The organism is Arenibacter sp. P308M17 (assembly GCF_003426735.1).
Classification (GTDB): domain Bacteria; phylum Bacteroidota; class Bacteroidia; order Flavobacteriales; family Flavobacteriaceae; genus Arenibacter.
Map to the genome: position 1 here is coordinate 170,998 of NZ_QVON01000006.1, position 16,473 is coordinate 187,470.

10 protein-coding genes and 2 tRNA genes are annotated in these 16,473 nt (G+C 41.0%); 3 read left to right on the plus strand and 9 right to left on the minus strand.

From position 1 onward, the window contains the following. Nucleotides 1-122 precede the first annotated feature (122 nt). The 8 genes from D0S24_RS15230 to mutS form a co-directional block, all read right to left on the minus strand. Entirely contained in the window at nucleotides 123-3,203 is a 3,081-nt protein-coding gene (locus tag D0S24_RS15230; RefSeq protein WP_093978507.1) for an efflux RND transporter permease subunit, read from the minus strand. A 12-nt stretch (nucleotides 3,204-3,215) separates the two neighbouring features. Then, nucleotides 3,216-4,718, minus strand: coding sequence for an efflux RND transporter periplasmic adaptor subunit (locus D0S24_RS15235; protein WP_117020688.1), 1,503 nt, complete (start codon nucleotides 4,716-4,718; stop codon nucleotides 3,216-3,218). A gap of 21 nt (nucleotides 4,719-4,739) precedes the next feature. Continuing rightward, a complete protein-coding gene (locus tag D0S24_RS15240) occupies nucleotides 4,740-5,030 on the minus strand; it encodes a hypothetical protein (protein WP_093978509.1) in 291 nt (96 codons plus the stop codon). 18 nt (nucleotides 5,031-5,048) lie between these two features. Next, the gene (locus D0S24_RS15245) at nucleotides 5,049-6,233 is read right to left on the minus strand and encodes a TolC family protein (protein ID WP_117020689.1); all 1,185 of its coding nucleotides are present in this window, start codon (nucleotides 6,231-6,233) and stop codon (nucleotides 5,049-5,051) included. Between the two features lie 71 nt (nucleotides 6,234-6,304). Beyond that, entirely contained in the window at nucleotides 6,305-6,745 is a 441-nt protein-coding gene (locus D0S24_RS15250; protein ID WP_093978510.1) for a hypothetical protein, read from the minus strand. A 1,296-nt stretch (nucleotides 6,746-8,041) separates the two neighbouring features. Then, nucleotides 8,042-8,125 (minus strand) — tRNA-Leu (locus tag D0S24_RS15255). Between the two features lie 31 nt (nucleotides 8,126-8,156). Then, a tRNA-Gly gene (locus D0S24_RS15260) sits at nucleotides 8,157-8,232 on the minus strand. A 422-nt stretch (nucleotides 8,233-8,654) separates the two neighbouring features. Further along, a complete protein-coding gene (gene mutS, locus D0S24_RS15265; RefSeq protein WP_117020859.1) occupies nucleotides 8,655-11,231 on the minus strand; it encodes a DNA mismatch repair protein MutS in 2,577 nt (858 codons plus the stop codon). Between the two features lie 209 nt (nucleotides 11,232-11,440). Between mutS and D0S24_RS15270 the strand changes: the two genes are divergently transcribed. Then, entirely contained in the window at nucleotides 11,441-11,971 is a 531-nt protein-coding gene (locus D0S24_RS15270; protein ID WP_117020690.1) for an RNA methyltransferase, read from the plus strand. Between the two features lie 204 nt (nucleotides 11,972-12,175). Here the strand turns inward: D0S24_RS15270 and folK are convergent, their stop codons facing one another. Then, the gene (gene folK / locus D0S24_RS15275; protein ID WP_117020691.1) at nucleotides 12,176-13,321 is read right to left on the minus strand and encodes a 2-amino-4-hydroxy-6-hydroxymethyldihydropteridine diphosphokinase; all 1,146 of its coding nucleotides are present in this window, start codon (nucleotides 13,319-13,321) and stop codon (nucleotides 12,176-12,178) included. Nucleotides 13,322-13,749: 428 nt separating this feature from the next. Between folK and sppA the strand changes: the two genes are divergently transcribed. Continuing rightward, a complete protein-coding gene (sppA, locus tag D0S24_RS15280; RefSeq protein WP_117020692.1) occupies nucleotides 13,750-15,510 on the plus strand; it encodes a signal peptide peptidase SppA in 1,761 nt (586 codons plus the stop codon). 136 nt (nucleotides 15,511-15,646) lie between these two features. After that, nucleotides 15,647-16,372, plus strand: a complete 726-nt coding sequence (locus tag D0S24_RS15285) for a queuosine precursor transporter (protein ID WP_251795802.1) — start codon at nucleotides 15,647-15,649, stop codon at nucleotides 16,370-16,372. Nucleotides 16,373-16,473: the final 101 nt, after the last annotated feature.

A 16,473-nucleotide genomic window follows, 5' to 3' on the forward strand; every position in this document is an offset into this window, starting at 1 on the left:
GGATAAATTCAATGCGGTGAGATTGCATGGGACGAAGTGGAACTTACCTAAGTCCTCCCCAATCAATGAAAACGGTCAAAACAATATTGTTTTGACCGCCCCAAATATATAGTACTAATATTTTATTTGTTTGTAACCACCAACTTATACACACAAGGAATTACCACCAAGTTTAATATAGTTGCTGATAACAAACCACCTAAAATAACTACTGCCATCGGGCTTTGAATTTCACTACCAGGTTCGCCACCTTTTAAGGCCAATGGTATCAATGCCAGACCTGTGGTAAAGGCTGTCATTAATATGGGATTCAATCTATCTAATGCACCTTTCTTTATCAATTGAAAGCCTTGGATTCCTTCTTTTCTTAAATCCTCGTAACGTGAGACCAAGAGAATACCGTTTCGTGTGGCAATACCAAACAAACTGATAAAACCTATGGTCGCTGCAATACTTATGATACCTGAAGTAAAATACACAATCAAGATACCACCAATCAAGGCCAAGGGTAAATTGATCAATACCACGAACGCCAGTTTTACGTCCTTGAATTCATAATACAATAAAAGGAAAATGATAGCTACGGCGATGATGGCTGTTATTAAAAGCAATTGTGATGCTTTTGATTCACTTTCGAACTGTCCTCCATATTGTACACGATAGCCTTCTGGCATATTTACATTGTTGCCCACGACTTCCTTTATTTCGTTAACAGCACCACGTAAATCCCTGCCTTGAACATTGGCGGCGACCACAATCTTTCGTTGTACATCTTCCCGATTGATGGTGTTTGGACTGCTTACCGATTGAACGGTTGCCAATTCGCCCAGCGTGGTTTGTCCACCATTTGGTAAACTAATCAAGGTTTTATTGATGTTCTCAATATTGTCCCGAAACTGTTTTTCATAGCGCACCACCAAATCAAAATATTGCTGACCTTCATAAATCTCGCCCGCTTCTTCCCCCGCAAAAGCGATATCTACTTGTTCCATTAAATTGCCTACTGTCATTCCATAAGCCGAGAGAATTTGGCGTTTGGGTTTAATACGAATTTGAGGCACTTCAATTTGTTGGTCAACCGCAACATCTGCCAGTCCATCAATATCCTTGATGTTCTGTTCTACGCTTTTACCAACTTCAAACAGTCGCTGTAAATCTGAACCAAAAATCTTTATGGCGATATTGGCCCGTGTACCCGAAAGCATATGGTCTATACGGTGGGCGATGGGTTGCCCCAAAGTAATGTTGACACCTGGTGCAACACTCAAATTGTTTCGGACTTCTTCAAAGAATTCTTCTTTTGTTTTGTCCTCAAGTACAAAAGGCACATCAATTTCCGAAGCATTGACACCTTGTGCATGTTCGTCCAATTCGGCACGGCCTTGTCTTCTTGTAACGACGGCTACTTCGGGCATATCCAATAGTATAGTTTCGATTAATTTACCTGTCTTGTTGCTTTCTTCTAAAGACATTCCCGGTGGACCGACTACACTTATTACCAAAGAGCCCTCGTTAAATTCAGGAAGAAAACTCCTTCCCAACTGTGTGACCACTAAAAGACTTAACAGAAAGGCAATCACAGTTACGCCAATAATGGTTTTGGGTATTCTTGTGGCACGTTCCAAAAGGTTGCCATAATGCTTTTGTAACCATCGCTCCACGCGTGTACCTTCTGCCTGCTTGTTCAAAAGTTTTTCGTTATCCAACAAATAGGAACATAGAATAGGCGTGACGGTTACGGCAACAACCAACGAGGTCAAGACCGAAGTCACAAATGCTATTCCCAGCGGTTGCAACAATCGACCTTCCATTCCGCTTAAAAAGAACAAGGGGACAAATGATACAATAATAATTAGGGTTGCAATAATGATGGAACTTCTAATCTCTACCGAAGCATCACGCACTACTTTTATGGTCGATTCCCGCTCCGATTTCGGTTTTCTGATGTTTTCGCGCAAGCGTTTATACACATTTTCCACATCGATGATGGCATCATCTACCAATGCTCCTATGGCAATGGCCATACCACCCAAACTCATTGTATTTATGGTGTAACCCAGCCATTTTAATATGATGATGGAAACCAATAATGAAATAGGGATAGCCAGTAAGGAAATAACGGTAGTCCTCCAGTTCATTAAAAAGATGAACAGGATAATCATTACAAAGAAAGCTCCTTCCAATAGGGTTTGATTCAAATTGCTGATGGACGCGTCAATGAAGTCGGATTGCCTGAAAATTTGACTTTTGATGTTGACACCTTTGGGCAGGGTTTTTTGCAAATCTGCAATAGCTTCGTCCAAGCGGTCTGTCAGCTCCAAGGTGTTTACATCGGGCTGTTTAGAAATGGTCAGAATCACAGCGGGATTTGCGTTTAATGAACCATCACCAATTTTATCAGCTGCACCAATTTGTACGGTTGCAACATCTTTGATCTTGATAGTTTGACCATTCACTTCTTTAAGAACTGCTTCCTGCAAGTCTTCCAGCGCATAGGCTCTACCGCTTCCCTTAATGATGTACTGATTGCCATATTGATTGATGACACCACCGGGCGCATTTTGATTTGCTTCCTTAACGTGTTCTACCAATTCTGATAGGCTCACGTCGTAATACTTCATCTTTTCGGGATTGGCAAATACTTGGTATTGTTTGTAATCGCCGCCAATGACTACCACATTTGCAATACCGCCTATGGCTTTTATACGCGGCCTGATGGTCCAGTCGGATAAGGTTCGCAGTTCCATTGGTGAAAGGCTATCCGATGTCACTCCCAAGAGCATTATTTCGCCCATAATGGATGAAATAGGTGCCATCGTTGGTGCTCCTATGCCTTCGGGTAGGTTCTCTCGAACCATCGGGATACGTTCGCTCACGATTTGTCTGGCACGGTAAATATCCGTTCCCCATTCAAATTCTACCCAAACAATGGAAACACCTGCCGCCGATGAGGAACGGATTCGCCTTACATTGGGCGAACCGTTTAAGGCAGTTTCCAGTTGATAGGTCACTAATTTTTCTACTTCTTCAGATTCCATTCCGTGGGCTTCGGTAAGAATGGTTACCGTAGGTGCCGTGAGGTCTGGGAATACATCCACGTTCATAGTACGCGCATAATAGATTCCCAAAACGCTCAATGCAACCGCTCCCAAAAGAATGAGCAATCTGTTTTGAAGTGAAATTGATAATATTTTGTTTAACATTTCTCTTCGTTTTTAATGTTCGTGGCCGTGTGCCGGTGTAGAACCCGACATTGAAGCCATTTTAACTTGATATGCTCCTGTAGTTACCACCACTTCGCCAACTTGAAGACCTTCCAGTATCTCTACATTTTCGCCATTGCGCTTTCCAATCTTAACAGGTCGTCTTTCAAAACTTTCGCCTGATAGTTGAACGATAACGGAATAGCTTCCATAGTCTTCCAAGAGAGCATTCACAGGAATCATTGTGTTCTGTGTTGCATTTCCCATCGCTATCTGAACAGGTGTTAGACTTCCTATTGGCATATCGACGGTAGCATTGACTTCTGCAAAAACAGAAATCAAAGGGTTTTCACGTTCCACGTCCTTACCAATCGAAAGGATTTTGCCTTCGGCATCAGTTACGTCTTTCCATTGGTTATCATTATCCTGATACCATATACCTTGTACATTGCCCATCGCAAGTCCGTAGTTGGGTGCTAATTGCGCTTTTAAAACTCTGGATTGATGCGTCCCAACGGTTACAAGTGTAACACCTTGTTCTACATAATCGCCATTTGAAACAGTTATGGATTTGATAAAGCCATCAAAAGGTGCTCGTATTTGTTTACTTCCGCCCGATACACCAGATACCAATGATTGATAGTTGGCTTTGGCTATCTCGAAACTGCTCTCTACTTTTTCAAATTCAGATTTTGGGACTATTTTGGATTCGTATAGCTCTTTCTTCCTTTCATATTCCGATTTGGCCTGTTGGAATGTCGCTTTAGCAGAAGCGATATCCGTACTTAAATTATTGGATGCCAATCCTTGACTGTTCAAGCTCATCAACAACTGACCCTGTTTTACCGCTGTACCTTCCGTAAGGTTATTTACCTTAAAATCTACCACACCATTGGATTTTGCCGCCAAGGACTTGGTTGAACCTTGCGATGGCATCCAAACACCGGACGTATTGATGACATCGTAAATTTTACCCGAAATTACAGGTGCGGTCTGAAAATCGATTTTCCAAGCTTGCTCCTTTAAGAACGAGATTCCTGCATCATCTTCTTCCGTACCCAAAGTTTTTATGGCCTCATCCGTGGTGGCATATACCATTACATCATCAATGGAAATTTTATCTGAATATTCTGGTGTTGTCAATTCAAAAACCAATTGATAGTTTCCAGCTTCTTTCGGTTGTATGGCAGGCGAAAAAATACCTGGTGACGAAGGCGCATTTGCCTTATTTCTGATGCCCTTTCCATCTTTTATTAAACTGACCGTTACAGAACCTTCACGAACGGGCTGGTGTTTATCCAAAACCGTAAAGTGGGCTGCGAATTTACTTCCGTTACCTACTATAAGCGCAGGAAACTCAACAAAGAGTTCTGTTTTATCCGTCCAGACAGTATAGTTCAATCGTGGATTTTCTTCGCCCACGTGACTACCATCTTCATTATGTGCGTGTGCGTCTTCTGACTTGTTATTGCATGACATTGCCAAAAAGGCGAGCACTATTATTATATATTTCATCTTTCGTATGTATTTGATTTTTTAATGGTCGTGGTGTTCAGAACCATCTTCGTGTTTGTGGGTATCAGAATCATCATCTGAATGGTTGCCGTCAGAATCGTGGTCGTGACCGTGGTCATCTGCCTTTGTTCCCATAGAATCTTTTCCTACTTCAAATTCTTCTTGTTCTATGTCTTCCTCGTGCATATGGCTTCCATCTTCATTGTGTTCGTGACCGTGGTCATCTGTACTCTCTTTTTTTGCTTCCCTACAACTGGTTACCAAAAAAGTTGAGGCGATTGCTATTGCGAATATTGTTTTTGTAAATTTCATAATCTTTGTTTTTAAGGTTTATAAAGTATGTTTTAATAATTGTGCCTGTAATAATTGTACTTCCTTTTCCATTTGCAGCATTCTGTCAGATGCATTACGGTAGAATTGAAGCTCCACATAGTAGTCCATAAACGAAAATTCGCCCAGCATATAGGCCTTAAAGAGCAGTTGTTCGCTGTTTAAGTTGGCCATTGTGGTTTGATACTCATTGTATTTTTCAAGCATCAATTCGTATCGGTTGTATGTTTCCTGAAATTGGGTATATAGCGAAGCGGTAATGACTTGAGTATTCGATTTTTGGTACTCATAATCGGCTTTGGCCGATTTTACCTTGTTCTTGCTATTCCACAACGGAATGGAAAGACCGCCATAAAAACCCGAAAAATTACTGCCACTAACACCTTGATAATTGTAACCAAGTGCCATATTGGGCAATACCTTGTTTTTTTCCAGTTTTACTTTTTGAAGCGAAGCCGTTTCAGTAACCTTTAAACTTTGTAAAGAAGGGTCGTTTGCCAACTTTTCTTGCCAAAGCGTTTCTACCGTAGCCACCTCGATAGGTAAATCGATACTTGCTGTAAAGCTATCAATGGCATTTCCGCCGTTCAAGGTTTTGAGTTTGGACAGTACAATTTGGATTTCACTATCAATCTGTTGAACAACGAATTGCTCGTGAATCCAAGCGATTTTCGCCTTGTTCAAATCCAAAATACCGACTTGCTCTTTATCATAAAGCTCTTGAATCTGGTCAAAAACCTGTTTGCCCTGGGTTCTTCTTTTGGTTTCAATGGCTTTCTGCTTTTGAAGGAAAACGAGTTTAATCAATACCGATTTTGCTTCCAACAAAACTTCCTGCCGCTTTTTGGCATAGGACGTTTGCAGTTGTATCGACTTTAAGTCGTTCCATTTACTGCGTGAACCATAAACCGTCGGAAACTCGAAGGATTGCGATATTTCATATTCGGAATAATTCCCCGTTGCGTTATCGCCAAATGGCAAATTATAGCCTGAAAGCTGTGGGTCGGGTAAATTATTGGCGCTCTTGTTTTCGAGCTGTTGATTTTCAATGAACGATTGATAGCCTTTTAGCTCTGTGTTGTTCTGTTCTATTTCATTAAGCAATTCCCCAATGTTTTTATCCTGTGAGAAACCATTAACAAAGAACAGGCATCCGCAAATCGCGGATACGATATATTTTTTCATTGTTTGAAATTTTAGGTTTAATCTTAGTGCATAAAAGGATTTCTACCTTAGCGGTAGGTATTCCTAAACGATTAACCTAAAGATGGTGGGCCCCGTAAATCGAGGGATGAGAGGTAAGGACTAAAATGATTGTTGGGTGAATGATAAATTGGCGGTTTAGAGTTTTGCCTACTATCAACGACATAAAATTCCTGAAAATCAGATGTAGGTTTTACCACATTATCATCTACGATAGTCTGCCGCTCAACGGTATTCCTTTTAAGTACAACAATATCGCTGGATACCGTGGAATGGACGTGCATATCCATAAAGAACCCAAAGAAACCGTATGGGGATTCTTCTTTCTCGTGAGAACTGTCATCGTGATGATGGTGTTCGCCAGTATGGGCAATATCTGAATGGGAATGCGTTTCCTCGTGCTGATGATGCAAATGTGGAAATGCCTGATGCAGCACCATTAGGCTAAACAAGCCCAAAAAGAAAAATGCCGATATTTTATTTGGTTTTTGCATCAACTACAAAAGTATGAAAATTATCTTTGGTAACAATAGGACAATTGTGCTGTAGTAAAAAGTTAAGCGTAATAGTTTATATCTTTTAGCGTTTCCTAGTTCTCTGCTTGGTTAAATGCTTTGGGGGCAAAAAATCATACTGAGAAATGAATAAGTTGAGTAACATATTTACGATTACTTTTGATAAATATATGAAAATTTGTATCCAGAAGTGCACAATTAACTGGTGAGGGAACTCTACCGCTTCTGGGAATAGGATTATAGTAAGTGGTTTTTAATTATTTGAGCTAGAACATTCCACGAAAATTTCAGGAACACCACCGCTAAAGAATCGAGAGTCGTTATTAACGATGCATAGGCAGTCATAAAATGTGCGTTGGTAAAATTGCTTGGTAACGCCTAAAGGAATTTTTTATTGCTAAACCAGATTGCAAAACCTGGAAAAGCTAGCCGTTGAATTTTTAGAGAGTAAAAAATAATATGTAAAATAAAAAGCACTGCGGTGATAGATTTGGATGGTTCAAGGATGTACTTATGGGAGTAGACGACGGAATTTTAAATACTTGCTTGATAGTTTATTTGTCATGTTTAATATGAAAATTGGTCAGACAGGCGACGGTAATTCCGTTCAGCCGCAAATCCTTTTCTTCTTTCATTTTTGGGAATGCCTTTATTCCACCAGCATATCAAATGGCAGTGCAAGGTTTATCGTATTTAAAATATCTGTCCATGATAGCTCTGTGTCATTTTAAAAGGGCAAGGCTATTTTCAACTTCATCGCCTATTTCTGTGTCCACCTTTTTGCCCCGATCACTTCGGATAAACAGCGACATAGTATTGGCATCTATGAATCTGATACCGTTGTCGCTGCCGTTTGAGGGTAGATAAATGTCAGGTGTATGATCCTGACTTTTTGATGATATAGAAGGTTTGCCACTTGATACGGGAGGAAGCCGATCTAATTGCCAATTTTCTAGTATCGAAGGTTAATAGTTTCTTTGGCGATAATCTCTCCTTTACTCAAAATTAGAACTTAAACGGCTCACTTTTTTTGAAGTTTAATATTTCTGAAGTGAAATCAATAATCAGTAAAAAAGTAAGTTATATTGTATTTGTGTTGATTTGTAGTTTAATTTGGTTTGTGTCCCGAACCATAAGTTAAAATTGAATTCAATTGTAAACATTTGAGATCAAAAAGTCCAACTTGAAACCTATACACCCGAAAAATTAATTTGTTGTACCTATGTTGTACCTGAATAAAAAAAGCCAGCTTTATAAAAGCTGGCTTTTCCTTTGTACTCGAGGCGGGACTTGAACCCGCACGGACTAATGTCCATTGGATTTTAAGTCCAACGTGTCTACCAATTCCACCACTCGAGCCTAACTGCTCAGAGCAGTAGCGATTGTACAATGGAGCGAAAAACGGGATTCGAACCCGCGACCTCCACCTTGGCAAGGTGGCGCTCTACCAACTGAGCTATTTTCGCAAATTTTGCCCTACTTCCAGGTAGCTATCGGAAGGAGCTATTTTTACAGTTTATATAATGAGCGTTACATCCTTTTCCGATGCGGGAGCAAATTTAATACAATTCTATAAAAAGCAAAGAACTTTTCATTAAAAAGAATCAAAATAATTTATTGTTGTCCGATAAAATATGTATGAATCATCATAAGTCCATTAATAACAATTATTTAGGGTCCTTGACGTCTTTCGTACTCTGCTTTTCGATTTGATTCATCCAATAAAAAGGGATGCTTTAAACCGGCTGGTCGTGATCGGATTTTTAGTCTTAAGTCTTGCAACGAAGTGGTCTTTGTTCTTTAATCGGACCATAATGAAAATAATTATACCCCCAAGCTGAATATTTTAGACGGTAGTACTACTTTAATGGCCCTCCTGCGCACTTACCTAGGCATTTTTCTTTTTGGTGAGCAAACGCTTAATTTCATTGAGTTTCATTAGTGCCTCAACGGGGGTTAGGGTATTGATATCCAGATGGGTAATTTCTTCCTTGATCTGTTCCAATAAAGGGTCGTCCAGATTGAAAAAGCTAAGTTGCATTTCATTTTGAACCAATTGTAATTTATCGGAAAGCTCTTCGCTGGAATGTGATTTTTCCAGCTTCTTAAGAATTTTATTGGCCTTGTGGATCACCTGTTGCGGCATACCGGCCATTTTGGCCACGTGTATACCAAAACTGTGCTCACTGCCGCCCGGGGCGAGTTTTCGTAAAAAAAGTACATTGTCCTTTAGTTCCTTCACGGAGACATTGAAGTTCTTGATGCGGCCAAAAGTGGAGGACATCTCGTTCAGTTCGTGATAATGCGTGGCAAATAAGGTTTTTGCCCTTGCGGGATGTTCGTGCAAATATTCGGAAATGGCCCAGGCTATGGAGATTCCGTCATAAGTACTGGTACCCCTGCCTATCTCATCCAAAAGTACCAGACTGCGCTCTGAAAGATTATTTAAAATGGAGGCGGTTTCGTTCATTTCCACCATAAAGGTAGATTCTCCCATAGAGATATTGTCACTGGCGCCTACCCGTGTAAATATTTTGTCCACATAACCAATTTTTGCCGCATCGGCCGGTACAAAACTACCCATTTGGGCCAATAGTACGATGAGTGCCGTTTGCCGCAAGATGGCCGATTTACCGCTCATGTTGGGACCGGTGATCATAATAATCTGTTGATCGTCCCTGTTTAAGGTAACGTCATTGGCAATATAGGCTTCGCCCAAAGGCAATTGCTTTTCAATGACGGGATGCCTGCCACCTACAATGGACAGTTCCGTAGAATCGACCATTTCTGGGGAAACATAGTTGTTCTCCTTGGCCAATTGGGTGAAGCCACAGAGACAATCCAACTGCGCAATTTGAAAGGCATTGTTTTGTACGGGGGCAATATATTCCTGCATCCAGACTACCAATTGGGAAAATAATTGTTGCTCCAGACTTAAAATACGCTCTTCCGCTCCCAATATCTTGGCTTCATATTCTTTGAGCTCCTCCGTAATATAGCGTTCCGCATTCACCAAGGTCTGTTTTCGGATCCAATCTTCCGGTACTTTGTCCTTATGGGTGTTCCGCACTTCTATATAATAGCCAAAAACATTGTTGGAGGCTATTTTTAGGGAACCGATGCCGGTGCGCTGGGTTTCCCTTTCCAGCATTTTATCCAAATAATCCTTGCCTGAATAGGCCAGTCCCCTAAGTTCATCCAGTTCCGGGGAATAACCTTTGGCAATGGTACTCCCTTTCATCATATTTACCGGTGCTTCCTCGTTTACCATTTCTTTGATCTTGGTTCTCAGCATGTCACAGGAATGCAATTGGTCCCCAATAAGGTTTAAGGCCTCGTTTTTACTTTTGGTGGTAATCTGTTTAATGGGAACAATGGCCTCCAAGGAATTTTTAAGCTGGACTACTTCTTTGGGATTTATTTTTCCCGTGGCCACCTTGGAAATCAATCTTTCCAGATCTCCTATCAGTTTAATGCCGCTCTGTAATTTTTGGTGGGCCGCTTCGTTTTCGGTTAAATGGGTAATTACCTGATGTCTTCTTCGGATTTTTTCGATATTCTTTAAGGGAAGTGCCAACCATCTTTTCAACATTCTACCGCCCATAGGGGAAATGGTCTTGTCTATTACATCCAAAAGGGTAACGGCGTTTTGATTGTTGGAATGGTAGAGTTCCAGGTTCCTTATGGTAAACCGGTCCATCCAAATATATTCCTCTTCCGCAATGCGTTGAAGGGTGTTGATATGCTGTAATTGCCTGTGCTGTGTATCCGAAAGATAATGCAGTACTACGCCGGCCGCCACTATGCCATGGGCCAAATGGTCTACCCCAAAACCCTTGAGCCCCTTTGTTTTAAAATGGTTGGTAAGTGTCTCTAGGGCATAATCATCCTGAAAGATCCAGTCCTCTGTAAAAAAAGTATGGAAATTTTTGCCAAATACCTCCAAAAATTCCTTTTTGTTGGCCTTTGATACCAGTACCTCGTTGGGGGAGAAATTTTGGAGCAATTTGTCTATCTGTTCCTCATTGCCTTCCGAAGTCAGAAATTCCCCTGTGGATATATCTAAAAAGGATATTCCCAACCTTTTTCTACCAAAATGAACCGCACACAAAAAATTGTTGGTCTTGGCCGATAGGATATCGTCGTTCATGGCCACCCCTGGGGTAACCAGTTCGGTAACGCCCCTTTTTACTATGGTCTTGGTGAGTTTTGGGTCTTCCAATTGATCGCATATGGCTACCCTTTGTCCAGCTTTTACCAATTTGGGCAAGTAGGTGTTCAATGAATGATGCGGAAAACCGGCCAGTTCGGTCCTATCGCCTCCGTTGTTCCTATGGGTTAGGATAATGCCCAGTATTTTAGAAGCCTTGACCGCATCTTCCCCAAAAGTCTCGTAAAAATCCCCGACACGGAACAATAATAGGGCATCGGGATATTTCACCTTAATGGTATTGTACTGTTGCATTAAAGGGGTTACCTTTTTTGTCTTTCCCGAGTCTGCCAAAGCGATTTTATTAACTTATTTTTGTATTCTGTTTCCAAACAACTAATGTAGGGTTTATCTACTGGAATGTACTCTATTGTTGATATTTTTGGGATAACTTTATACAGTTTCGGCCGGACCGGTGACCTTGGTAACCTTGGGGGAAGTGTACAAATTTAAAATAGTATTACATGCGTAAATTGGAGAATAGTGAATTGGACCGACTTGATCTGGAAGCGTTTAAGCAGGTGGAAAAAACACCGATTTGTATTGTGCTGGACAATGTACGGAGCTTGAACAACATTGGGTCCGTTTTTAGAACGGCCGATGCCTTTTTGATCCAAAAGATCTACCTGTGCGGAATAACCGCAACCCCACCGCATAAGGAAATCCATAAGACCGCACTAGGGGCCACGGATAGTGTGGCCTGGGAGTATAGGGAGAGTACCATGGATCTTTTGGAGGAATTAAGGGACAGTGGCTATACTTCGCTTTCTGTGGAGCAGGCAGAAAATGCCGTTATGTTGAACGACTTTAAAGTGGAAGGGAGTAAAAAGTACGCCCTAATCTTTGGCAATGAGGTAAAGGGGGTTTCCCAAGATGTGGTCTCAAATAGCGATCTGGTCCTGGAAATTCCGCAATACGGCACTAAACATTCCCTGAATATTTCCGTAAGTGTGGGTATAGTGATTTGGGACCTATGGGCCAAATTGCAGGGCTAAGATCAATATAATGGAATACCCATATAAAACCAAAAACCCAACCATTGGGTTGGGTTTGGCAATATATAGTTTGAGTTAGTTAGTTTAAAACCTTTAAGTCTTTCCATGGATTATTCCGATGTGTCAACCTACTTAAAACGACTTAATTGGAGGCGCAAGTAAATAAATTGATTTGTTCTGTGCAAATAATATGTGAAAATTATCTTAAAAAGATAGGTGCACCGCATATTTCTGAATTTGGCCCAGAATAATTTCGTAATCGCCCGGGTTTTCCACAAAATCCAAATTACTGATATCCAAAACTAAATTATTTTGTTCGGGAAAGCTCCTTATATAGTCAAAATACCCCCAGTTGAGCTGCTTCAGATATTCAGGGGATATATTCTGTTCGTAATCCCTTCCCCTTTGCTTTATGTTCTTTAATAACCTTTCCGTATTTTGGTACAGGTAAATATATATTTTCGGCCTTTTAATCTCTTTGTACATAAGGTTAAAGAGCTTTCGGTAGAGTTTAAATTCCTCCTCCTGCAGGGTAACTTTGGCGAAAATGAGGGATTTGTGGATGTCGTAATCGCTTACCATAAAGTTCTTGAATAGATCAAACTGGGAGGTATCGTCCATAAATTGCTGGTAGCGATCGGCTAAAAAGGACATTTCCAAGGGAAAGGCATATCTACCCTGATCCTCATAAAATTTGGGTAGGAAAGGGTTGTCCGCAAATCGTTCCAACACCAGTTTTGCATTGAAATCCTGCCCGATCTTATGGGCCAAGGTGGTTTTTCCTGCTCCAATATTTCCTTCAATGGCAATATATTCCAATTGGGAAAAAAGCTGTGACCTGCTCGTATATAGCATATAGGGGGTCCGTGTAATATCGCTTTTGTCCTTGCATTCCTGTAATAAGTTTCGGGTATCCTTGTTTAAAACTGGATGATAGAACTGCGGGGCTATGTCTGCCAGTGGTCTCAGTACAAACCTCCTCAATGGCATGTTGGGGTGGGGAATGGTCAACAAATCGGTATTGATGATTTCCTTGTCAAAATATAGTATATCGATATCAACGGTCCTGGAGGAATAGCCTGTTCCATGTTGCCTCTTCCTGCCCAAGCTCGTTTCCAGTTCCAGTAATTTCTCCAAAAGAACTGAAGGTGTAAGCGTGGTTTCTACCATAATGCAGGCATTATAAAAATTGTCGCCCTCAAAACCCCATGCGGGAGTCTCATATACAGGTGATGTTTTTATGACTTCGCCAACAGTGGTATGGATTAAAAATACTACCTCCTGCAGCTGGTTGAGCTTATCCCCCAGATTGCTCCCAATGGAAAGATATGTTGTTGACGTCTTGTTCATGATAGGCGGACAAAGAAAACAAAAGTAATTGAACTCGTAAAAACTTTTTGGATTGAAGCGAAAATTAGGCATTTTTTACCCAGTTGAAGACTTTTTTGAGTTGCATAGCATCGCTACGGAAAGAAAAAAAAGGTAGGACGGAGCGTATAAAAATAACCCGGGGGGTTATTTTAGCGAACGGGCCGGCTGGCGCAAGGATGAAAAGGAGCAATTCCTGCCCGTACCGGATCCGGCGGGTTTTAGCTAATTAAAAAGGTTTATACGGGTTCATGAACTTCATAAAGAGAATTACCAAAAACAGGACCAAATTTTAAGGGTTCTTTCCCAGTGCCGTATATGGGGGCAGGAGGGTGTAAAAATCAACTATTTATAATTGCATCAACGCTACATTGGTTATCTTTGTAGGTTATTAACAATATATTTACGGAATGAACTTTTTAAGAAATTTATTGGCTGCAATTGTAGGTTGTCTCATCGCTTTCGGAATCATGTTTGTCATGTTTCTTATTTTGGCCGCTCTCATAGGTAGTGGCGAGGATACCGTAACGATCAGGGAAAATTCCGTTTTGGAAATTCAGTTGCAGACCCCGATCAATGACTATGTGGGGATGGACGAATCCAATCCCTTTGCCGGACTTTTCAATGTAAATCAGGGATTGGACGAAATATTGCATGCCATTCAAGTGGCCAAGGAAGACAACAAAATAAAAGGGATCAGCCTAAACAATAATGTGCTTATGGCCGGGTTGTCCCAAACACAGGCCATTCGGGATGCCTTATTGGATTTTGGCGAAAGTGGGAAGTTTATATTGGCCTTTGGGGACTTTTATACGCAGAAGGACTATTATTTGGCCAGTGCGGCCAATGAGGTATTTCTTAATCCTGTTGGGGCAATGGACTTTAAGGGGCTGTCTACCGAAGTATTGTTTTTAAAGGATTTACAGGAAAAGACGGGGGTAAAAATGGAAGTTATTCGGCACGGGAAGTATAAGAGTGCCGTAGAACCTTTTTTGGCCAACGAAATGAGTAGGGACAATAGGACACAGATCAAGGAGTTGTTGGATGCCCTATGGCAGTCCATGCTTACCAATATTTCGGAAAGTAGGGATATCTCCGTTGAAGATTTGAACCATATAGCGGATACCTTGGGCACACGTACCCCAAAATATGCAATTTTATCGGGGTTGATCGATAAGGAGTTGTTTTATGATGAATATGAAAGCTTGATCAAGGAAAAAATAGGTGTGGATACGGCAGAAGATATCAACTATATCCCTTTAGCCGATTATATTAGAACCGCCAACAAGATTAATATTAACGGCGGCAGGGATAAGATCGCTGTAATTTATGCCCAAGGCGAAATCTGGTACGGGGAGGGAGGTTCCGATGTAATTGGGCAGGGAATTATTAATGACGCCTTAAAAAAGGCCAGGGAAGATGAGGAGGTCAAGGCTATAGTGCTAAGGATAAATTCTCCCGGGGGAAGTGCATTGGCCTCAGATATTATTTGGCGCGAGATCGAAATCACCAAACAATCCAAACCTGTGGTGGTCTCTATGGGCGATGTAGCTGCTTCGGGAGGTTACTACATAGCGGCGGGCGCCGATAAGATTTTTGCCGAACCTACTACGATTACTGGATCTATCGGAGTTTTTGGAACTATTCCCAATATAAGTGGACTGGCCGAAAATATAGGTGTCAATGCCGAACAGGTGGGCACCAATAAGAATTCTGTGGAGTATTCCTTGTTCGAGCCAATGAACGATAACTTTAGGAACAATGTACAGGAAGGAATAGAAACAACTTATGAAACATTTTTGGACAGAGTGGCCAAGGGACGTGGAATTACCATGGCCCAAGCCGATAGTGTTGCCCAAGGAAGGGTTTGGAGCGGGGTGGATGCCAAGCGCTTGGGACTGGTAGATGAATTGGGAGGACTGGACGAAGCCATTGCAGCGGCTGCCAAAATGGTGGATCTGGAAAATTATGGAATAAAAAAACTTCCGAAGTATAAATCGGATTTTGAGAAGTTAATGGAAGATATGGGGGGCGCCACTTCCAAGAGTAAGGAAACCATTATTAGGGAAGAAATCGGGGCCGAGGCCTATACGATTCTAAAGGAGATAAGATCCGCAATGGAAAATAAGGGGATTCAGGCAAGAATGCCCTTTACCTTGAATATCAAATAGGAATTCTAATCCATAGTGGTGGTTTATTGTTGATCGATTATCGTTCAATTAAATTTGGATGGTTTAAATAGGAGCAGTTTTTTAAGAATTCTTAAATGGGAGTATAGATTTATATGTTAAAAAATTTAATTACGGTATGGGGAATATGATCTTAAAGGAGGGGGATAAAAAATTGGCCTTTAAGATCTATCTCTATTTGGGAGCATTGTTCATTACTTCTTTAGTGGTTTCCAATTTAATTTTTCAAAAATTTTTTTATTGGAGGCCCTTTGGCGATGTTACGGTATTTGGAGCGTCTTTATTTGAAGTTTCTGTGGGAATCTTGCCATACCCCCTTACTTTTTTGATTACCGATCTTATTTCGGAAATTTATGGGAGGAAAAAGGCCAACCAAATTGTGACTGCCGGAATATTTGCCTCCTTTTTTTCAATGGGAATCGTATTGCTGGCCAATTGGGTGCCGGCATTGCCCAATTCCCCTGTGCAGGATGAGGTGTTTAGCCATGTATTTGCACTATCCCCAATAGCGGTATTTGCCTCTATGCTTGCCTATCTTTTTGCACAATACGTGGATATTGGCATATATCATTTCTGGAAAAAAATTACCAATGGCAAGCATCTTTGGTTGCGCAATAATTTCTCCACCTTCCTTTCCCAATTTCTGGATACGTTTACCGTGGTTGGACTGTTGTGCATTTTTAAAGTGTTGCCTTGGTCCATGTTTTACGGACTATTGGTCAGTGGATTCATTTTTAAAGTAATTGTAGCATTCTTGGACACCCCTTTCCTCTATTTTTTCGTATATCTCTTTAGAAGGCGATTTAATTTAAAAGTAAACCAGGAAATTGATCTTGAGGCATAATAAAACAGGCTTTTCACTGTTCTTATCGTGTAGACCGATATGTTCTTCTAATATGTGGTGAACTATCGGGATTCTTAAATTTATAGTTGAATAATTACTAA